Source organism: Sediminispirochaeta smaragdinae DSM 11293, assembly GCF_000143985.1.
Classification (GTDB): Bacteria; Spirochaetota; Spirochaetia; order DSM-16054; family Sediminispirochaetaceae; genus Sediminispirochaeta; species Sediminispirochaeta smaragdinae.
Genome location: NC_014364.1, coordinates 2,735,099 through 2,755,280, shown reverse-complemented (window position 1 = coordinate 2,755,280; position 20,182 = coordinate 2,735,099). Strand labels below are relative to the sequence as shown.

Annotated in this window: 18 protein-coding genes; all 18 read left to right on the top strand. The window is 47.5% G+C overall.

The window, feature by feature from the left end; genetic code table 11:
- Window positions 1-8 precede the first annotated feature (8 nt).
- A complete protein-coding gene (locus tag SPIRS_RS13000; RefSeq protein WP_013255146.1) occupies window positions 9-977 on the top strand; it encodes a D-2-hydroxyacid dehydrogenase in 969 nt (322 codons plus the stop codon).
- A gap of 19 nt (window positions 978-996) precedes the next feature.
- Window positions 997-2,565, top strand: a complete 1,569-nt coding sequence (locus SPIRS_RS12995) for an ABC transporter substrate-binding protein (RefSeq protein WP_013255145.1) — start codon at window positions 997-999, stop codon at window positions 2,563-2,565.
- Between the two features lie 124 nt (window positions 2,566-2,689).
- Window positions 2,690-3,619 (top strand): ABC transporter permease, encoded by a 930-nt coding sequence (locus SPIRS_RS12990; protein ID WP_013255143.1) that lies wholly within the window; start codon window positions 2,690-2,692, stop codon window positions 3,617-3,619.
- Window positions 3,620-3,639: 20 nt separating this feature from the next.
- The gene (locus SPIRS_RS12985; protein ID WP_013255142.1) at window positions 3,640-4,527 is read left to right on the top strand and encodes an ABC transporter permease; all 888 of its coding nucleotides are present in this window, start codon (window positions 3,640-3,642) and stop codon (window positions 4,525-4,527) included.
- 11 nt (window positions 4,528-4,538) lie between these two features.
- A complete protein-coding gene (locus tag SPIRS_RS12980) occupies window positions 4,539-5,522 on the top strand; it encodes an ABC transporter ATP-binding protein (protein ID WP_013255141.1) in 984 nt (327 codons plus the stop codon).
- A gap of 2 nt (window positions 5,523-5,524) precedes the next feature.
- Complete coding sequence (locus SPIRS_RS12975; protein WP_013255140.1) at window positions 5,525-6,475, top strand: ABC transporter ATP-binding protein; 951 nt, start codon at window positions 5,525-5,527, stop codon at window positions 6,473-6,475.
- A 57-nt stretch (window positions 6,476-6,532) separates the two neighbouring features.
- The gene (locus SPIRS_RS12970; protein ID WP_013255139.1) at window positions 6,533-7,786 is read left to right on the top strand and encodes a YlbE family protein; all 1,254 of its coding nucleotides are present in this window, start codon (window positions 6,533-6,535) and stop codon (window positions 7,784-7,786) included.
- 112 nt (window positions 7,787-7,898) lie between these two features.
- A complete protein-coding gene (locus SPIRS_RS12965; protein WP_171814770.1) occupies window positions 7,899-9,344 on the top strand; it encodes a hypothetical protein in 1,446 nt (481 codons plus the stop codon).
- The gene (locus SPIRS_RS12960; protein ID WP_013255137.1) at window positions 9,337-9,516 is read left to right on the top strand and encodes a hypothetical protein; all 180 of its coding nucleotides are present in this window, start codon (window positions 9,337-9,339) and stop codon (window positions 9,514-9,516) included. Before SPIRS_RS12965 ends, SPIRS_RS12960 begins: the two co-directional genes overlap by 8 nt.
- A gap of 54 nt (window positions 9,517-9,570) precedes the next feature.
- A complete protein-coding gene (locus SPIRS_RS21800) occupies window positions 9,571-10,155 on the top strand; it encodes a 4'-phosphopantetheinyl transferase family protein (RefSeq protein WP_013255136.1) in 585 nt (194 codons plus the stop codon).
- The gene (garR, locus tag SPIRS_RS12950) at window positions 10,152-11,033 is read left to right on the top strand and encodes a 2-hydroxy-3-oxopropionate reductase (RefSeq protein WP_013255135.1); all 882 of its coding nucleotides are present in this window, start codon (window positions 10,152-10,154) and stop codon (window positions 11,031-11,033) included. Before SPIRS_RS21800 ends, garR begins: the two co-directional genes overlap by 4 nt.
- Before the next feature lie 43 nt (window positions 11,034-11,076).
- Window positions 11,077-12,264, top strand: a complete 1,188-nt coding sequence (locus tag SPIRS_RS12945; RefSeq protein WP_013255134.1) for an acetate/propionate family kinase — start codon at window positions 11,077-11,079, stop codon at window positions 12,262-12,264.
- Window positions 12,265-12,299: 35 nt separating this feature from the next.
- Window positions 12,300-14,348 carry an alpha-amylase family protein gene (locus tag SPIRS_RS12940; protein ID WP_013255133.1) on the top strand — a complete coding sequence of 683 codons (2,049 nt, stop codon included), beginning with the start codon at window positions 12,300-12,302 and terminating at the stop codon, window positions 14,346-14,348.
- Window positions 14,349-14,356: 8 nt separating this feature from the next.
- The gene (locus tag SPIRS_RS12935; protein WP_083771482.1) at window positions 14,357-15,409 is read left to right on the top strand and encodes an Ldh family oxidoreductase; all 1,053 of its coding nucleotides are present in this window, start codon (window positions 14,357-14,359) and stop codon (window positions 15,407-15,409) included.
- A 23-nt stretch (window positions 15,410-15,432) separates the two neighbouring features.
- The gene (locus SPIRS_RS12930; RefSeq protein WP_013255131.1) at window positions 15,433-17,454 is read left to right on the top strand and encodes a beta-galactosidase trimerization domain-containing protein; all 2,022 of its coding nucleotides are present in this window, start codon (window positions 15,433-15,435) and stop codon (window positions 17,452-17,454) included.
- 15 nt (window positions 17,455-17,469) lie between these two features.
- Window positions 17,470-17,838: a cyclophilin-like fold protein gene (locus SPIRS_RS12925; RefSeq protein WP_013255130.1), complete on the top strand. Its 369-nt coding sequence runs from the start codon at window positions 17,470-17,472 to the stop codon at window positions 17,836-17,838.
- A gap of 303 nt (window positions 17,839-18,141) precedes the next feature.
- Window positions 18,142-19,341 carry a hypothetical protein gene (locus SPIRS_RS12920; protein ID WP_013255129.1) on the top strand — a complete coding sequence of 400 codons (1,200 nt, stop codon included), beginning with the start codon at window positions 18,142-18,144 and terminating at the stop codon, window positions 19,339-19,341.
- 99 nt (window positions 19,342-19,440) lie between these two features.
- On the top strand, window positions 19,441-20,172 hold the full coding sequence (locus SPIRS_RS12915) for a putative ABC transporter permease (RefSeq protein ID WP_013255128.1): 732 nt from the start codon (window positions 19,441-19,443) through the stop codon (window positions 20,170-20,172).
- Window positions 20,173-20,182: the final 10 nt, after the last annotated feature.

The following is a 20,182-nucleotide window of genomic DNA, read 5'->3' as shown; positions in this document are numbered from 1 at the left end:
AGATAGGCATGAAGATTGTTGTATTAGACGGTTATACGGAAAACCCAGGGGACCTGAGCTGGGATGCCCTCGAAACGCTGGGAGATTTGACCGTGTACGACCGGACACCGGTGGATAACGAAGCGGAGATTCAGCGCCGTATTGCAAACTGTGAAGCAGTGTATACCAACAAAACACCGATTAGTGCCGAGACGATAGCCACATGTCCTTCAATCAAATTCATTGGAGTTTTGGCAACCGGCTACAACGTTGTGGATGTAAAGGCGGCGAGCAAGGGTGGAATTCTTGTTTCCAATATCCCGGCGTATGGCACTTCAGCGGTAGCGCAATTTGCTATTGCGATGCTGTTGGAACTCTGTCATCACGTGGGACACCATGATAAGGCGGTTCATGCAGGCCGTTGGACACAAAATGCCGACTGGTGCTTTTGGGATTATCCCCTGATTGAGCTTGCGGGAAAGACCATGGGTATTATCGGGCTCGGTCGTATTGGACAGGCCACTGCGAAGATAGCAGGTGCGCTGGGCATGAAGGTTATTGCGTATGACTCCTTTCCCAATGCAAGCGGCGAGCAGGTGGTATCCTATGTTGATTTGGATACCCTGTTGGCTCAATCTGATGTCGTTGTTTTACATTGTCCTCTCTTTGCCGAAACAGAGGGCATCATCAATAAAGTCAATATCGCAAAGATGAAAGACGGCGTGATTATTTTGAACAACAGTCGTGGCCCCTTGATCGTTGAACAGGACTTGGCCGATGCGCTGAATAGCGGAAAGGTGTATGGCGCGGGTTTGGATGTTGTATCGACGGAGCCTATAAAGGAAGACAACCCTTTGCTTCGGGCCAAAAACTGCATCATTACACCGCATATTAGCTGGGCATCAAAAGAAAGCAGGCAGCGCCTGATGGATGTCGCAGTGCGTAATCTTGCACAGTATCAGCTGGGACAACCGACGAATATCGTAAATCCAGAGTAAAAATAAAAAGGAGAAAAAGATGAAACAACGTATAACATTTGAGCTTCTGGCCCTGGGGCTTGTGATGATGTTGAGTGCATGCTCAGGCGGCGAAGGAACGGCAACCGGATCGGGAGCACCCGACGGAGCGTCCTCAAAAAAGGATAGTGTCATCATCGCAAACGCTGCCGAGCCGGATTTGTTCTTTCCTGCTCACAGCACACTTCTGACGAACATGGACGAGGTTCCGATACTGCACAATATTTATGAGACTCCCATCAAACTGATGCCGGATGGAAGTAAAGAACCTTTATTGGCCGAAAGCTGGGAAATTTCAGAGGACGGGAAGGATTATACACTAAACCTTCGCCGGAACGTTACGTTTCATGACGGGAATCCCATGACCGCTGAGGATGTTGCCTTTTCTCTCAATACTGCCGCTTCCACGGCGATGGGTAGGACGCTTCTCATCAACTATGACAACACGGAAGTAATCGACGAGGCTACTGTAGTTGTACATCTGACAGCCCCATATGGCGCATTCCTCAACAGCCTTTCGTCTCGTTTTGCTTTGGTCTTTGAAAAGGCATTGTATGAAAAAATAGGTGAAGACGGATACAGCGACGCTCCGGTTGGAACGGGACCGTATAAATTTGTGGAACGTGTTGCGGGCAACCACATTACACTTGAATCAAACAAGGACTACTGGGGTGGAGAGCCGCCTATCAAACATATTACCTACAGGATTATGACGGATGCCAATACCCAGATGCTGGCGCTTGAAAACGGAGAGATCGATGTATTGCTGAATGCCAACCTTACCCCGCTCATGCAGCTTCCCGATGACAGTTCTGTCAAGTGGTCGATTTGTGAGGCGTCGTCAATTGCTACAATTGCCTTTAATTGTGCCAAAGGAGTTGCTGCCGATGTCAACTTTCGAAAGGCGGTACAGTGTGCCATTGATAAAGAGGAGATTGTTCTCGGGGTATACGAAGGTTTGGCAACGGTCGGCGATATCTTCGTAGCCCCTTCCTTTTCCGGAAGACCTAAAACGGCGGATGTTATCAAGGTAGCATATGATCCTGAACAAGCTAAGAAATACCTGGCACAATCAAACTATCATGGTGAAGACTTCATGATTGCGGTCATTTCAGGTTCAAGGGACGAAGCGGCTGCACAAATCGTACAGGGCCAGCTTCTTGAGGTTGGTATCAAGTGCTCGGTAAACGCCCTTGATGCAGCTTCTTTCGCTGCGCTTACATACTATGGAACGGGCAATTTTGGTGCATACCAGCGGGCAGGAGGTATATCGATTCTTGATGCAGACGGATTGTACACCTATTTCAATCGAAAGGTACTTGGCACTAGATACGATATGGGCTGTTACAACGATGAACTGGAAGGTCTATTGGATGCCGGGAGAGTCGAAATCGATCCTCAAGTGAGAAAAGACATATATGCACAGGCATGTAATAACATCATCGAGAATGCGTATCGGGTAGTGTTGTATTACGATCTGAGTATTGTTGCATTTAATAAAGATATGCAGGGCGTAGAACCCAGGGCTTTAACGGGACTGTATTTCTTTAATGACTGGAGTTGGAAGTAAATAAGACCACATCCGGAGCCATTAACTCCCATGGGTGAACAGAAAGGGATTCTCGAAATAATGTATGGAGGCAGTTACTCAACAACTTCGGAGAATCCCTTTCTAATTTTTGATGAGGTACATCATGGTAAAATATATCCTTAAGCGTGTGCTTTTTGTCATACCAGTTGTTTTAGGAATCAGTTTCTTTATATTCCTCATTATGAGCTTGGCACCGGGGGATCCGGCCCAGCTGATTTTGGGGACAGAGGCATCGCCGGCGGCTATAGCGGCTAAGCGTGCTGAATTAGGCCTCGATGATCCTCTACTTGTACGCTATGTGAATTATATGAAAGGCGTTGTACAGGGAGATTTTGGATTCTCCTGGTACAATAAGTTTAACGTTCTTTCGGAATTTGGTGCTCGTCTTCCAAACACCCTGACGCTCGGCATGATGGCTATGGCCATATCGGCTTTGGTCGGAATCCCACTCGGAATATTTGCGGCGGTGCGGCAAAACAGCGTGTTTGACTATACGAGCATGGTAGTGGCGATGATCTTTACGTCGATGCCTTCCTTTTGGTTCGGCCTTATGGCGCAGGTTTATATTGCCTTGAAACTTGGCTGGCTCCCTGCCACCGGTGTTGGCTCGCTGAAACACTTCGTTTTACCAGCGATAACGCTTGCGGCAGCACAACTTGCGAGTCAAGTCAGGATGACACGTACAAGCATACTCGAAGTTATTAAACAGGATTACGTGAGAACCGCTCGTTCCAAGGGTGCGTCCGAAAGGCGGGTCATTATCAAACATGTGCTGCGAAACGGTCTGTTACCTGTTATTACGCAGCTTGGCTTGAGCTTCGCGCTATTGCTCGGCGGTGCAATTGTAACGGAGACGGTGTTTGCCATACCGGGAGTGGCTTCACTGTTGATCAGTGCCGTCAAGCTGCGTGACGTTCCGGTAGTCACGGGAATAGTGATCATCATCGCATGCTTTGTCGGGTTTGCGAATCTGCTTGTCGACCTTTTGTATGCCGTTGTGGATCCAAGAGTTAAGCACGGCTATTTGTCATAGCAAAGGGGAGATCTATTTCAATGAAAAGAAAGAATATCAAGAGCTCAGGCTCCATTGTTAATAGAGGGTCGTGGGGGCTTGTCCTGTTCCGTTTCAGAAAGAACAAACTTGCAATGATTGGGCTGGTTGTCATTATGATTCTTGTCATAGCCAGTCTTACCGCGCCTCTGTATATAGACTACGAAACGGTATATACACAGTGTATAAAAGATCGCTTCCTTACTCCCGGTACCGATGGTCATATCCTGGGAACGGATCAATTGGGTCGCGATCTGTTTGCCCGGATCATATACGGGGGACGGATATCGTTACTTGCCGGCCTCATCACCGTGGCTATGGCCCTTGCCCTCGGTGTCCTTCTCGGCGGCGTGGCAGGATATTTTGGCGGCTGGGTTGATAATGTCATAATGAGGTTCTGTGATGTGTTCATGGCCGTGCCTCGAATGTTGTTGGCAATGGCCGTCTCTGCGGCACTCGGACAGGGCACATTCAAAATGGTAATTGCACTCTCTGTAGCCGCGTTCCCGCGGTTTGCTCGGGTGGTGAGATCTTCTATCCTGTCGTTGCGTGGTCAGGAATTTATAGAGGCAGCCCGGTGTTATGGGTCAAGTTCTCCGCGGATCATATACAAGCATATCATACCCAACGGATTGGGGCCTGTCATTATAAGTGCCACACTTTCACTTGGATCTACCATTTTGTCGATCGCTTCGCTTGGATTTTTGGGTATCGGCGTGGCTCCTCCTACACCCGAATGGGGCACCATCCTGGCTGAGAATCGCATCAACATACGCTATTACCCGCATCTTGGGCTTGTACCGGGGCTGTTCATAGTAGTGTGCGTTATGTGTCTCAACTTTATGGGTGACGGGCTTCGTGATGCGATGGACCCCCGGTCAAAGGTTTAAGGTGGGCATATATGAGTGACGCTATTTTGGAAATAAAAGATCTGCATGTGCAATACAACACCGATGATGCAGTGGTGCACGCGCTAAACGGTTTGAATCTGACCCTTGAAAAGGGCGGGGTTCTCGGACTTGTAGGAGAAACGGGCGCCGGTAAGACTACTATGGCGCTTAGTATTCTGAAATTGCTCCCGGAAAAGGTAGGGCAGGTTACGAAAGGCACTATTACGTACAACAGCCTCGACATACTTAAAGCGCGTAAGCATCAAATGATGAAACTACGTGGGGCAAAGATATCGATGATATTCCAGGATCCTATGACCAGCTTGAATCCAATCATCACTGTCGGTGACCAGATCCTCGAAGTCCTCGACCTGCATTTTCCGGATATGGACAAAAATGAAAAGGACCAAAAGGTTGACGAGATCCTCGGACTCGTCGGTATTCAGGCCAAGCGTAAGGACGAATTCCCCCATCAGTTCAGCGGCGGCATGAAGCAGCGGATCGGTATCGCAATGGCGTTGGTGGCGGAACCCGAGCTGCTGCTCGCCGACGAACCGACGACTGCGCTGGATGTCACGATCCAGGCCCAGATCCTCAAGCTGATGAAGGAACTGAAGGACAAATTTGACACCTCAATGATTCTCATAACGCACGACCTGGGAGTGGTAGCCGAGTTCTGTGAAAATGTGGCTATCGTCTATTCCGGCGAAATCATTGAAAAGGGCACGATCGAAGATGTATTCACACGCGATCACAACCACCCGTATACGGAAGGGCTGTTCAACAGTATTCCGAATCTGACGTGCGACACGGAGCGGCTGGTTCCCATACCTGGTTTTATGGCTGATCCTACCAATCTTCCGGCCGGCTGTAAATTTGCCGAGAGGTGTAAGTATTGTATGGAGGAGTGTAAAACCCATGTTCCACCCTCTTATGCGATAGGGACACACAGCATCAAGTGCTTTCTGTTCAGCGATATGGAGGGGGACAAGTAACCATGGAAGCACCATTGATTGAGACACGGGGACTGAAAAAGTATTTTAAGACGCGGGCTGGGCTTCTCCACGCCGTCGATGATGTGAACCTGACGATCAAAAAGGGCGAAACTCTCGGCGTTGTTGGAGAATCCGGCTGTGGGAAGTCGACACTCGGGAGAACCATACTACGTCTGCTTGAACCCACGGAAGGTGAAATCCTTTACGACGGCAGTGATATCGTCGGCTATAACCGCAGACAGATGAAAACAATGCGTGCGCAGATGCAAATGATTTTTCAGGATCCATTTACATCGCTCAATGCACGAATGTCGATATCCGAAATCATATCGGACCCGATGAAAGTGATCGGTAATGTAAAAGGTAAGAAAAAGATAAAAGAAACGGTGAAAGAAATAATGGATTTGTGCGGACTCCCCGAGCGATATGTAAATACCTATCCGCATGAACTTGACGGTGGTCGGCGTCAGAGGGTTGGACTGGCTCGAGCCTTGGCCGTGGACCCTGACTTCATTGTGTGCGACGAGCCCGTATCTGCGCTCGATGTATCCATTCAAGCGCAGATATTGAACCTGCTCATGGATTTGCAGGATCAAAGGGGACTCGCCTATATGTTTATCACGCATGATCTCTGCGTTGTACGGCACATAAGCGATTATATCGCCGTCATGTATCTCGGTCAGGTCGTTGAATACGCTACGCGCGATGAACTTTTTTCCAATCATCTGCACCCGTATACAAAGGCGTTGCTTTCCGCGATACCCACAACCGACCTTTCCAGAAAGAACCGGGAACGGCACTTGCTCCAGGGTGAGGTGGGAAATCCGATAGACCCCGCCCCGGGATGCCGTTTTACATCACGATGCAGGTTTGCTTCTGAAAGATGCAAGGAAGTGCAGCAGTTTAGAGAGGTGTCCAGTGGTCATTTTGTGCGTTGCATTCTTGTAGATTAGGAATTTCCTAATAACTACATTTTTATAATCTCAACTATCGATTTTTAAGGAGAAGTAATGAACATCGAAACACAGATAGAGGAAGCCAACAAGAAGACAGTGGATGTTCTGGTAAAAGGACGCCCTGTATGGACCGATGTGCAGCCTGCCGGTGATGTGATTCCCAATATGAAGAGTAACACGATCCTGATTGCAGGGCCGCCTATAGACGTGCAAAAGATTGTATATCCGGTAAAAGTCGCGCTTTGCGGTGCAGCTATATACGAAGGACTGGCACAGAATGCCGACGAGGCATGGAATATGGTGCTGAACGGCGAGATTGAGGTCGCATCAGCGCAGGATTACAGTTGCGCATGCGGTGCCGCGATGGCCACCTCGGCTTCTATGCCGGTGATTGTCTGCGAAGATAAAACCTTTGGTGGTAAAGGATTTTGTGTACCCCATCCGGGAACCTCTTTGCACGTATTACGCTGGGGTTTTTACGACGACGAAATCCAGCGCGAATTGGAGTGGTTCCGCGACTATTACGGCCCTGCCCTTGGAGAGACGGTCCGCAAGGCCCGTGGCGTGGATCTGCATATGGTTCTCGCAAAGACCGCCGGTATGGGGGATGAAAATCACAATCGCCAACCTGCCGCGTCGATGTTTATGGCACTGCATCTGTTGCCATTCATGCTCGATTCAGATTTTCCGAAAAAGGACCGTATCATCAAGGAATACACCGCCAATGACCGGTTTTTCCTGCACGTGATGATGGCTGGGGCGGAAAGCGTAATCTATTCCGCCAGAAACATCCCGATGTCGACGGTAATGGTCGGCATGGGCGGCAACGGGGTCGAATTCGGCCTCAAATTCAGCGGGACGGGAGATGAGTGGTTTACCACGCCGGCGCCGAAAATCCTTGGGCAATTTCTCAACCCGTCTTATACGGCAGATGACATGCTCGGCTTCCTGGGTGACAGTTGTGTAACCGAGGTCTACGGATTGGGCGGCATGTCGGCGGTCGCGGGGCCTGGATATGTCCGTTTGACGGGCCATGATTTCAGTGAGGCCAAGCGTCGTACGGAAAACGCTCGTGCCGTATGTCTGGGCGAGCACAAATTTGCGCCGATCCCGTGGGATGATTTCAGGGGATTCCCCGTCGGTGTTGATATGCGGAAGGTCGTCGGACTGAATATTGTCCCGACAAGCCACGGCGGCGGGACGCTTAAGGCCGGTGGGCAGGGCACTGCTGGTTCTTGTGATTTTCCGATCGAATGCTTCAAGGAAGGTCTTGTTGCTTTGAGTGAGAAAGTCAAGGGAGCTAAGTAGGATGGCTGTTTTCTCGGAAATAAGGAGTAATCAATACTTTGATTCGATACAAACCCTTTATACAACGTCAGTGCTTTTGGAGATTGAGGGCGTAGAAAAGGCGTACGTATCTATGGGCACACAGGTTGGCAAGGACGTACTGCGCGATCTTGATATGATCAATGATGAGATCAACAACGCGTCTGAAAGTGATTTGATCATTGCGGTTTCCACGGCATCCGAGGAAGTTTTTCGCAAAAGTCTGGCTAAAATAGAGGAATTAATAAACCACAGAAAAAAATCAGGCGAAAAAGAGACAACATACCCGACACTTACCATGGCTGTGGAGCAGAACCCGTCCGCCAACGTGTGTATTATTTCGGTTCCGGGTGAATACGCCCGTGGTGAGGCTGAAAAGGCGCTGAATGCTGGTCTTCATACCATCATTTTCAGCAGCAATGTATCTTTTGAAGATGAGCGTGCCATAAAAGAACTCGCCCGGAAGCAGGGACTCTTGTGTATGGGACCCGACTGCGGCGTCGTTAATTTAAACGGCGTAGCCTTCGTTCTGGGTTCTATTAATAATAGAGGGCCCTTTGGATTGTGCGGGGCTTCTGGTATAGGAATTCAGCTTGTTGGCGCTTTGATGCATAAGGTGGGGAGCGGGATTTCTCAGGCAATCGGAACAGGGGGCAACGACACCAAAGATCCCATCGGTGGTATCACGATGCTGATGGGAATCGACGCGCTGGAGAACGATCCGGAAACAAAGTACATCGTATTGGTATCAAGAAAGCCAGGCGATACCGTTCTAAAACGTGTACTTGACCGGGTATCTTGCTGTAAAAAGCCGGTAGTCATCTACTTTATGGGATGCAGCAAAGACGAGATCGAAAAATCCGGCGCTATTTGGGCATCGAACCTGGAAGACGCTGCACGAAAAGCATTGGCGCTTATCGGCAAGAAGCTTGATCTCGGCAGCGAAAAAGATCTGATGACGCTGGCGGCTGAAACCGCCAAAGAGATGAACAACGAGCAGAAGTATGTTCGGGGTGCCTTTCTTGGGGGCACCTATTGTGATGAAGCCATGCGGGTCATGCGGGAGAAGATAGGGGATATCTTTTCAAATGCACCGCTGTCGCCCGAACTTCGTCTGAAAGATTCATATAAAAGCGTTAAGAACAGTGTGATTGATTACGGTGAAGAAGAGTTCACCCGTGGTCGTCCTCACCCGACCATGGAGCCGAGCGTCAGAAAGCCGGCGATCATGAAGGAGGCGAGGGACCCGGAGGTTGCCGTTCTTCTATTGGATTTTGTTTTGACCCCTCCCGGACCGATCGATCCGGTGGGAGACGTGATCGAGGACATAAAAGGCGCGATGAAATTGGCCAGGGAGCGGGGAGGCAAGTTGGCTGTAGTAGCGTCCGTTTGTGGGACCGATGCCGACCTCCAGAATCTTGACCACCAGGAATCCATGCTACGGGACGCTGGCGTTTTGGTCTGCCCCACAAACTATCGTGCGGCGCTGTTGGCCGGTGAAATTATCCGCGTAAAAAATGAGAGGAACAGGAATGAGTGACAAGATCCAAAAGCTGTTCGGTTCTCCGTTGGTTGTAATCAATGTGGGCACCAGACGAATGGGCGATGCCCTCGTAAAGCAGGGAGTTACGGTCGCACAGGTCGATTGGAAACCATTGGCCGGTGGGGACAAGAAAATGCAGGACATTTTGTCGATGTTGGGAGGCAGTTGATCCGTAAGCGTGTTTATACGCTGAAGGTCATGTACGTAGGGGTAAGGTTCTGTTTTGTGGTTATTTGCGACGATCGGTAGTGAGGATGGAAGAAAAACGGCAAGAACATTGCTGCAATATGCCATAGGGCAAATCTGGAATATGACGCTACTACCGGATATTGCTTTCACGAAAGGGGGCAAGCCTTGGTTCCCGGACCATCCTGAGTGTCATTTCAACCTCAGCCACAGCGGTTCGTATGTACTGTGCGGGTTGGCAGATACGCCGATTGGTGTCGACATCGAGGAGGTGGTGCTCAGCAAAGCCGTACTGGCACCGTACATCATGCATCTTAGTGAGCTGACACGGTATCGTGACAGCTCCGATAAGATTGGGCTGATGTATACCCTTTGGACCCTGAAGGAGAGTTACGTGAAATGTACCGGTGAAGGTATCACGTATCACCCCCAAACGGCCATGAAAACAACGGTATTTGATATCGGAGTTGGGCAAACGGTTACGTCGAATAGAAAGGGGTTTTCGTTCAAAACTTTTTCGGGAAAAAAGTGGCGGGCGGCAATTTGTGTGAAAGATGAAAAAGAAATACCGGATATCAACTGGGTATTATCTTCGAATTTGAAAAAGGAGAAGCAGTTATGAAGATTGGATTTATCGGACTTGGCATTATGGGAAAACCGATGGCGCGCAACTTGATCAAGGCCGGGCACGATCTGGTTGTGCACGACATTAATAAAGAGAGTATCGATTCTCTCAAAGAATTGGGTGCGAGTGCTGGAAAGTCTCCGGCGGACGTGGCTGGGAAATGCCCCCTCGTGATCACGATGCTTCCGAATTCTCCACATGTAAAAACCGTCGTATGCGGTGAAGATGGAGTACTGAGTGGTTCAAAACAGGGATTGATCGTTATCGACATGAGCTCGATCGATCCGTTGGCGTCACAGGAGATTGCGGCATCCTGCGCGGAAAAAGGTGTGCGAATGTTGGAAGCACCGGTTAGCGGTGGGGAACCAAAGGCCGTCGACGGTACTCTATCGATTATGTGCGGGGGGGATAAAGATTTATTTGATGAATGCAAGGGTATCCTTACCCTTATGGGATCCGATGTCGTGTATTGTGGTGGGGCAGGAGCCGGTAATACGACAAAACTCGCCAACCAGGTTATTGTTGCCGTTAATATTGCCGCCGTATCGGAGGCTTTTATGCTGGCAAAGCGCGCCGGAGTAGATCCGAATACCGTGTTCCAGGCGATCAAGGGGGGACTCGCCGGTAGTACCGTTATGAATGCAAAAGGCCCGATGATGCTGGAAAATAACACAAATCCGGGTTTCAAAATAGACCTGCACATAAAGGATCTGAACAACGCGATTGAAACGGCTCATGCAAAGGGAGCCCCCTTACCGCTGACCGTGCAGGTTATGGAAATGATGCAGACGTTACGTGCCGATGGGCTTGGACAGTGCGATCATAGTGCGATAGCAAAGTATTACGAGAAGGTCGCCGGGGATACAATATATTGAGCAAATAATCAATCTGATTGCTCATTTCGTACAAGGAGGAAAAATGAAGATCCTGGTCTGTAATGTCGGCAGTACTTCGCTGAAATTTAAGTTGTATGCGATGCCTGAATGTCGTCTTTTGGCACAGAGTAAAGTTGAGCGCGTTGGTAGTGTCGACGATGCAGTATTTCAGTTTAAGAACTTCCGAAATAGTCACGAGATCAACCGGGAAAAGGTGAATATACCCGATTACAGAACGGGGATCAATACCTTCCTCGAATACTTGACCGATACGGAAAACGGTGTGATTTCCTCAATAGGAGAAATTGATCGGGTCGGCTACAAGGCGACATTGTCCAAAAATCATTTTGGGGTCCATGAGCTTACCGATGAGGTAATGGACGGTATGAGGGAATGGCTGGTACTGGCAAAGCTCCATAATACCGCTTATCTGGAGACCATCAGCGCAATGCGGGAAGTCTTGCCTCGCGTGTTGTTTGTAGGGACGTTTGAGTCCGGATTCCATCAGAATATACCCCTTGAACGGCGCCTCTATGGGGTTCCGTACGAGTGGTATGAAAAATATGGTGTACAGCGGCTTGGATATCACGGTGCGTCCCACGCATATATAGCGGACAAGTTGAATGAGGACTGCTCGACTGGTTATCGCGCCATATCGTGTCATTTGGGTGGGAGTTCATCCGTTTGCGCCATACAAGATGGGAAAAGCGTGGATACGAGTTTTGGCATGTCGCTGCAATCAGGTTTGATTCATGCGAACCGAGTGGGGGATATGGATTGCGACCTGTATGAGTTCCTGGCCCATGAAGGGCTTTCCGATGATGAAATCAGAGATGGATTTCAGAAACGGGGGGGGCTCCTTGGTATTTCGGGTATCAGCAACGACCTACGATACATAGAAAAAGCGGCTGAAAAGGGCAACTCCCGGGCGCGGCTTGCGATCGATGTCTTCATCAGCGGGATAGTGCATTACATAGGTGCGTTTTATGTTGATTTGGGTGGTCTTGACTACCTCGTGTTCACCGGTGGAATCGGTGAAAAATCCGATATGGTCCGAAGAGAAGTCTGCAGGAAACTATCTGTGCTGGGTGTGGCCCTTGACGAACAGAAAAACAGGATGTGCCGTGGATCCATGGACCTATCAGGAAGCACCTCGTCGGTAAAGATCTGTGTAATTCCTACCGACGAAGAATTGGGAATCGCCAAACGAACCTACGAATATACAACTTGATAAAAGCCTGAAATCTGACATGGAGGTAGCGATGTATGACAAAGAAATGGTGGCATAAGCAATTAAGAATTGTCCAGTACAATCTTCAGATAAAAGATACACCACTCATGGATGCGGCACGGATTGCCCGGGAGACTGTGGAAATGGGAGGCGATACTGTTGTCATCAATGTTGCGGACAGTGTTGTGTGGTATCGCACATCAATTCAGCATTGTACGGTCAATCAATTCTTGCCTGAGGATAGGGATATACTGAAAGAAATCGTCGATGAATGCCATGCACGCGATATAAAGGTGCTTGCACGTGCCACATTTTCCTGCATGGAGGAGGATGTGTATTATCAAAAGCCGCAATGGGCGGCAAGGCGTCCTGACGGGTCTCCCGTTACTTTGGGTGACGACCGCCCGGGACTGTGGCATACATTGTATCGATCTTGTCCCAACAGCGGGTTCAGTAATGAGAATGGTCTGCGTGTTATCACGGAGGCCTTCAAAACATACGATTTGGACGGTGCATTTATCATGATGGGGGCCTCTGGCCCCGGGTGTTGGTGCGATGTATGCAAAAAGAATTACATGGAGAAATACGGTAAGCCGATGCCGGATGATAAGTCCTTACTGGAGCCGGACTGGCTTACATCTCAGGCGAAAATCACCCACCATGCATTAAAAGATACCCTTTTGAAAATGAAACCCGATATGCCCTACCTCCGTTATTACTGGCCTTTTGATCTGGATATTGGCATTGGTTTCACACTCCCTGCGGATAATCTTGAAAACATGGGCGAAGAAGGGAACACCCTATGTACCGAGGCGCAGGATGTGCTCTCATTGGGGGTTCATAAGCTTCCGGAATGGAATACGCCTTCATTGCGCATGAAAATGGGCCGCACGGTCGAGGACTTTCCGCCGCCGGTCGGGATTATTCATACCTGTCCCGGAATGGACTGGAGGCACGCATGCATGCCGGAGGCCGAGTTTCTGTATTGGGCTGCTCAGATCCCTGCGAATGGGGGAACGTACTGGACAACATTTACCGGCTTTACCGATACGATCTCCGATAAACGCATGTTACGCACGATCGAAACATTCAATCGGATGACCGAGAAAATCGTGGACGATATGAATGGCGCAAAAAGTGTATGCGACGTCATGCTCCTCAGCGACGGCGGAATCTACGTACAAGGCTGGGCCGAGGCCTTGATGTGTGCACACATCGATTTCGATATGCTTGCGCACTACCAACTCGACTACGACCGCATCAGGGAATATCCCGTGGTGATTATACCGAAACAGTTCAAATATCCGGAGGGCTCAAAATCTATTTTTGAAAGATATGTGGCAAACGGCGGAAGGTTGATCATAGAGGGTACGACTGACACGGAACTGGCCGAAGTAAAAGGGCTACTTGGGACCAAAGACACGATTGTTTCCAGCGAGGACCTGGAAGCCACGTATCTTCAAATCGAGCCGGCGGGGAAGGAGATTCAGAATACATTAGGCGACGCTGGCCTGATACCTCTCCGTGGCAAGGTCGGTTTCTGTGAGCCCGGTGAGGAAACAGATATCCTTGTGACGTGGGTACCGCCCTTTGCGAGTGTCGCTACCGCCGGTATGCCCCCTGAGCGGGCGTCTTTGCCTGTTTCTCATACAAACATACCCTTGTGCATGGTAAGCAACTACAAAAAGGGGAAGGTTATGTTTATTTCCTATGAGCCGAGCAGGCTTATCAGGGAATATGCACTGGACGATATGTTCACGATGATTCGTGGCTATGTGGAATATATGCTCGGTGACGACAAAATGATCAGACTTGACGCTCCCAAGAGAGTCATCATGTCGGTCTTCGGCAAAGAAGACAGACTGATGCTCCACTTGGTGAACGGTATTGGACAACGCCCGCTACAGGACACTATCCCTTGCTACAATATCAGAGCTGAAATCAAGCTTGGCGGTCGAAAGGTCAAAGCCGTGGTCTCAAAGATAGCCCAGTGTGGAGTCGACTTCAATATTGACGGGGATTTGCTGAAAGTGAATCTCGAACGGCTGGATGCCTGGGACATGCTTTTGGTCAAGTTGATTTAAATCTAAGCATGTTAATCGGAAAAGAGATGCCAATGTATACGGTAAAATTTAATGAGTTAAAAGTCTTTATGCATAATATCCTAAAAAAATTAGGAATGACGGAATCAAACATTGAGACCGTCGTGGATATATACATAGAGATCACAAAACGTGGTGTCGGACACCACGATATCCATAATTTCCCGAGTCGTGTCGAACGGCTGATGAGCGGAAAGATCACCGTCAATCCCGAATTTTCATTACTTGCTTCCTATGGATGTATGGAAAGCTGGGACGGTGACAACGGCCTTGGAGAACTTATCAATACATTTCTGATGGAACGGGCCGTCTCTCTTGCGCAGGACCACGGTATAGGGTTCTCCACGGTCCGCAATTCCAACCACTACCTTGCAAGCTCGCCCTATACGACGCAGGCTACGGAGCGTGGATGTATTGGTATAGTCATTGCGAAGGGGCCTCCTTCAATGGGAGTTCCCGGAACGGATGGAAAGGTGATAGGTCAGTCGCCGGTCGGTTTCGCGTTTCCAACGAAGCGTGAATGGCCGGTGATTCTGGATATTTGTCTTGCGTATGCATCGGGGGAACAGCTTCTTCGCAGGGCGAAAGGGGGGCAACCTGTCCCCGAATGGTGGGGAGTGGGCCCCGACGGAAGGCCTACCTCTGACGCCGAACAACTTTTACGTGGTACGAAGTATCCTATCGGCGGACATAAAGGGTTTGGGCTTGCCATTCTATGCGAACTCCTGACTGGAGTTTTTTCACAGGGGCCTGTACTTGATGAGCAGGAGGGCCCCGATATGGCGTGGAAGTCTAGCTCCCATACTGCCGTTGCCATTAAAGCGGATGCACTTATGGATATGGACAGCTATATCGGCCGCAGTTCCGATCTCATAGACAGGATTGATGCGCGGGCCCCGAGTATTCATATCCCAGGGCAACACTCCTACAAAAACAAGGTTGAATTTGAGCGATCGGCTTCCATTGATATATCGGGTGAGTTGTTTGATAAGCTGAATCAATGCGCCAAGGCGCTTAATGTCGAAGGCTTGGCAATCTTATAAAGAATCAGAAGAGGAGTTGTAAAATGAATTCAAAATTTTGGTGGCAAGACCGTCCGTGGCGAATCGTGCAGACGAATATGCGTGAAATTGATATGCGTGACATCAGCGCAAAGCAATATGTTGCCGACATGAAGGCGTTTCATGCCAATGCCGCTATCATTAATACCGGTGGTATTGTCGCCAGCTATGACACAAAATTCCCTTTTCATTTTAAGAATGAGTACCTGACCGGAGATAGCCTGAAAGAGATCATCAGGGCATGCCAGAGCGAAGGAATACGGGTGTTTAGTCGGGTGGATTTCTCAAAAGTACGCACTCCTATTTACGAACATCATCCCGATTGGGCATATGTAAGTCCAAAAGGAAAAATCATCGATTACTATGGAAACATCCATGTATGCTTTAATAGTGAATATCAACAGAGACATGCAATCAGCATCATGCGTGAAATCATCCGTGAGCTTAATCCTGATGGCATTTTCATGAATATGGGTGGTTATTTTGTCGCCTATGATTATACCCATGGCTGGCAGGGCATTTGCCAGTGCGAAAACTGCCAGAGACGTTTCCATGAGATGTTCGGGAAAAAACTTCCCGTTGAAGAAAATGAAAATGATCCGATTTTTCAGCAATACATGGTTTTTCAGCAGAAGACTACCGAAGCGTACTATGAACATATCAAAGAGATGGTTGCGGAAGAAAAGCCTGATCTCTGTTTTGCTCCCCGTCGAGATATGCTCCGCGGAGAAGCTGGTACGTTTTTGGAGAACCCAAAGCAAAATTACCATTATAAAGCCTCTGAGATCATAAAAACGGAGAAGACGTCGTATCCCGAAAGGATCGCGTCGGTAACCAGTGTAGATTTTATCGATATGATCTACCGTCATTCGTCTGTGTCGCCATATCAACAAGGATTGAGAATTGCGCAGTCGCTGGCCAATGGTGGTACATCGGACTATTATATGGTTGGTCGGCTTGATACACACGGAGACAAATCGGGGTATACCGAAGTTCAGCGCATGTTTAAATATCATGAGGATAATGAAGACGATTATGTTGATATTGAAACAAATGCGCGGATAGCGCTTATCAAACCTATCGGAGGGCTCCATAGTTTTCTGTCCATGAAAAAACTGGACGAATATATCGGATGGTTCAATATATTGAGTGAGCATCACCACGTTTTTGATTGCATCGAAGACCAGGTGCTGGATCAACGTTCTCTCGATACATACAGCCTTTTGATCTTTCCTGATGTTAATCAGCTTGACGAAAAGACGGCTGAAAAGATGGATCAGTTTGTCCAGAGCGGAGGAACTGTAGTGTGTGTCGGTACTACCGGTTTCTTCGACAAGAGCAATAACCGGCGTTCAGGCTCGGCCCTTACATCTTTGGGAATCAGGCGTATCGGTAAAATCACCAATGATATACTTTCGGCCTATTTTTCGTTCTCATCCAAAAAAGGGTTTCCCCGCTTTGGTCAGACCGATTATGTGTATTTGCATAATACTTACATATATGCCGATTACAATGATAGTGTTAAAAAACATATGAGGCTGATCCCTCCTCATCGGTTTGCTCCTCCCGAGAATGCGTACCATACAAACATAACCGACTATCCTGCTTTTACCATCAATAATTACGGCAAGGGTAGGGCTGTATATATCCCCTGGTATCCCGGAGATGAATTCCAGCGCTTTGGATTCCCGAGCATGGATAACTTTATGGCTGACCTGCTCGAAAATACCTTGGGATACGAGCCTGTGGAGAGCAATGCACCGCCGGCAGTAGAGATAACGTGGAACAAAAAAAAGGATGATTCTGCAAGCTATGTACATCTTATCAATGGAACCGGCTACTTCAATAATTCGTATTTCGAGCCGGTCGATTTGCACGATATATATGTAGCCGTTCCTTGCAGTAAAGAACCGAGTTCGGTTAAAAGCATGCTCACGGGAAAAGAATGTAACTATGAATTAAAAGGAAATAAAATTTACTTTTATCTTGATACATTAACTTCATTTGAAGCAATCAAAATCGAGTGAATATGAGAGGTAAAGATGGAAATTAAACTTATTATCGAAAATGAAGAATTTTCCGGACGGTTGTATGATAATCCGACTGGCCGGAAAATCGCAGAAATGCTCCCGTTGATTATTCGTATGAGTCGATGGGGAGATGAATACTATGGTTCCATTGGTGCGAGATTTCCCCTGGCCGATGATGCGACCGACGAAATGAAAGTTGGAGAATTAGCGTACTGGCCTTCGGGATCGGCGTTTTGCATCTTTTTCGGTCCCACTCCCGTGAGCCATGGCAACGAGCCCAGAATGGCTTCGGAGGGAAACCCTTTTGGAATGCTAAAGGGAGATGTTTCCCCCTTGAAAAAAATGGGCGGTTCTATTTCGGTTCGGGTCGAAAAGATCTGATCATAGCCGTATGGGGGATCGTTTCCCCCATACGAACCATAGCCCCGAGTCCCGGTGTTTCAGCAAAAATAACTGGTAGCGGAAATAAGATCAGGAGAAGACTCTGTCCAGCAATCTATTATAGCAGCAAAGGATATTATCAGTATTAATCCTGAAAGTTAGAGTTTTATTTCCTCTGTTAAACGATTAATCTTTAAAGAAAATTTGCAAACTGCACACAAAAAAGAAATGATTTAGTTACTGCTAAATTCTTTTACCAGGGAGGTTGATAGGTTAGAGAAACGTAATATGGAGGTTCATGAGATGCAAGACGTAAAAGCCGTGATAGGAAAGTGTAGGAATGACTTTGAGCACAAAAGTTTGCTAAAAGGTATTAAAACCATTTTCCTTATAGGTCTTTCAGTGGCTTTGCTTACAAGTTGTGGTAGTTGTGATTCAATAGATGAAGCCATAAGTGTTATTGATCGCGGGATAGAAGATATAACATCTGAGTCCGCATCTTGGCAAACTGTTTTACAGCGTGTTGCAGCGAACCTTCCCAAGGACATATCCAACACTATCCGACAAGATGCTCAGCAGCTTGCTTCTCGTAGTATAGCTGAAGCAGGTATAGAATTTCGATGTAATGTTGATTTTTTAGGCGATCGAGCCATTCGATCACTTCAACAACTCAAAGCTCAGCTAAGAGGAACTACGCTACCACCATTGGCACCAGCTTTTTGTCAAATGACCCCAGATGCTATTGATCTAAAAGCAAATCCGGATGGATGGGGAACGATTACTTTGTCCGGTTATGACATGGATAAAAAGGATTCTGCTGGTTCATTGTTGGAATTTGAAATGCTTTCAACAGATGGTACCGTAACTCAAATTGATGAAAACTATATTGCTAGAACAACACATTATCAAATTACAATAAATCTTAGAGATATCGCAAAGACACTTTATGAAAAACGTGTTGTAAAACTCTGCACTACATGGACGGATTACCCTGGACTATTACCAGAGGCTGTTGTATTGCCTTGGCAACCCAATCGTACAAGTGAGCGGGTTGATATAGGTCGTACTAGCTATATGCCTCCCAAAGTAAGGAGGGGGGATAAGGATTTTAATACCAAAAGTGATAAACACATGAGTGTTGTCTGCAAGGCTCAAAGTCGATTATATGAAAATACAATTCAAACTCGTGTTTATATGCATGCTAGAGAAGAAAGAAGTGACTGGACAGAAGTTGAAGGATGGAGCGATTGGGCTGCTGCTTATACGCCACCCGATGGATGGAGAATAGTATCATATCGGCCAAACGTAGAATCAAGCCACTCTGCAAATATTACGACGCATGGGAAAATAACCTATTCGCGTCCAGCTGGAGAAATTGTTTCGCGTTATGAAGTATGGGGAGATAGAGAAGGCGATGAGGCTGGGATTTGGACAAAGGTGGAAGTCTTCTGGCGGCCCTTTGAGATTGAGATCGAAGAAATTTTGCCGGATTGGATTACATAATTGGGTAACAATGGTGAGGCTCTCATCTACGCAGCACTCTCTGGTAATAGGATAAAACCTCGTTATTTACTTTTTCCTTTCCACAGATTAAAGTAGCCTATGGAATTTACTATAAAGCTGACATTCTTATTTATGTGCGGAACAATTTTCGGTTGGTGCATAGAGCTATTGTGGCGAAGATATTTTGGTTTAGCCAAAAGATGGATAAATCCGGGTTTTCTTAACGGCCCCTGGCTTCCCTTATATGGTTTTGGTACAATTGTTCTCTATTTCCTATCTTCTTTGAAGATCGACATTGTATACCTGATTCCTATTTTCCTGTTATCTCTTACTACACTTGAGTTTTTCACAGGACTCTTTTTCTTAAATTTCTTTAAGATTCGATTGTGGGATTACAGACAAAAAAAACTAAATATAATGGGGCTTGTTTGCCCCTTTTATAGTTTCCTCTGGACCCTTATCGGAACATTTTTTTACTATCTTATTTATCCTGTACTAAAAGAAAATATCGTTTCACTATTAATCCGTTATGATTTAGTCTTCTTTGTGGGAATCTTTTTTGGCGTTTTCGGTGTTGATGTAGTTGTATCATTCAACCTTGCAAATCGAATCAAGATGTCGGTTATTGCTAGCGGCCATAAGTGGCACGTAGAGTATGAGAGATTGAAGATCGAACTACGCGACCGTTTTGAACAAGGTATCAAAAACCGGACCCATTTTTTACTCCCGTTTAATGGTGAAAGTGGCTTGTTGCTGAACAAAAGGTTAAGCGAGCATAGAGAGAAAATTCTAAAACCAATAAAAAACATAAAAAATAGGCTTAAATTGTAAAGAAAAGAAT

What these genes read in the sequence shown, in the direction of transcription:
- SPIRS_RS13000 (WP_013255146.1), top strand. Translation starts at nt 9, where the DNA reads ATGAAGATTGTTGTATTAGACGGTTATACGGAAAACCCAGGGGACCTG.
- SPIRS_RS12995 (WP_013255145.1), top strand. Translation starts at nt 997, where the DNA reads ATGAAACAACGTATAACATTTGAGCTTCTGGCCCTGGGGCTTGTGATG.
- SPIRS_RS12990 (WP_013255143.1), top strand. Translation starts at nt 2,690, where the DNA reads ATGGTAAAATATATCCTTAAGCGTGTGCTTTTTGTCATACCAGTTGTT.
- SPIRS_RS12985 (WP_013255142.1), top strand. Translation starts at nt 3,640, where the DNA reads ATGAAAAGAAAGAATATCAAGAGCTCAGGCTCCATTGTTAATAGAGGG.
- SPIRS_RS12980 (WP_013255141.1), top strand. Translation starts at nt 4,539, where the DNA reads ATGAGTGACGCTATTTTGGAAATAAAAGATCTGCATGTGCAATACAAC.
- SPIRS_RS12975 (WP_013255140.1), top strand. Translation starts at nt 5,525, where the DNA reads ATGGAAGCACCATTGATTGAGACACGGGGACTGAAAAAGTATTTTAAG.
- SPIRS_RS12970 (WP_013255139.1), top strand. Translation starts at nt 6,533, where the DNA reads ATGAACATCGAAACACAGATAGAGGAAGCCAACAAGAAGACAGTGGAT.
- SPIRS_RS12965 (WP_171814770.1), top strand. Translation starts at nt 7,899, where the DNA reads ATGGGCACACAGGTTGGCAAGGACGTACTGCGCGATCTTGATATGATC.
- SPIRS_RS12960 (WP_013255137.1), top strand. Translation starts at nt 9,337, where the DNA reads ATGAGTGACAAGATCCAAAAGCTGTTCGGTTCTCCGTTGGTTGTAATC.
- garR (WP_013255135.1), top strand. Translation starts at nt 10,152, where the DNA reads ATGAAGATTGGATTTATCGGACTTGGCATTATGGGAAAACCGATGGCG.
- SPIRS_RS12945 (WP_013255134.1), top strand. Translation starts at nt 11,077, where the DNA reads ATGAAGATCCTGGTCTGTAATGTCGGCAGTACTTCGCTGAAATTTAAG.
- SPIRS_RS12940 (WP_013255133.1), top strand. Translation starts at nt 12,300, where the DNA reads ATGACAAAGAAATGGTGGCATAAGCAATTAAGAATTGTCCAGTACAAT.
- SPIRS_RS12935 (WP_083771482.1), top strand. Translation starts at nt 14,357, where the DNA reads ATGTTAATCGGAAAAGAGATGCCAATGTATACGGTAAAATTTAATGAG.
- SPIRS_RS12930 (WP_013255131.1), top strand. Translation starts at nt 15,433, where the DNA reads ATGAATTCAAAATTTTGGTGGCAAGACCGTCCGTGGCGAATCGTGCAG.
- SPIRS_RS12925 (WP_013255130.1), top strand. Translation starts at nt 17,470, where the DNA reads ATGGAAATTAAACTTATTATCGAAAATGAAGAATTTTCCGGACGGTTG.
- SPIRS_RS12920 (WP_013255129.1), top strand. Translation starts at nt 18,142, where the DNA reads ATGCAAGACGTAAAAGCCGTGATAGGAAAGTGTAGGAATGACTTTGAG.
- SPIRS_RS12915 (WP_013255128.1), top strand. Translation starts at nt 19,441, where the DNA reads ATGGAATTTACTATAAAGCTGACATTCTTATTTATGTGCGGAACAATT.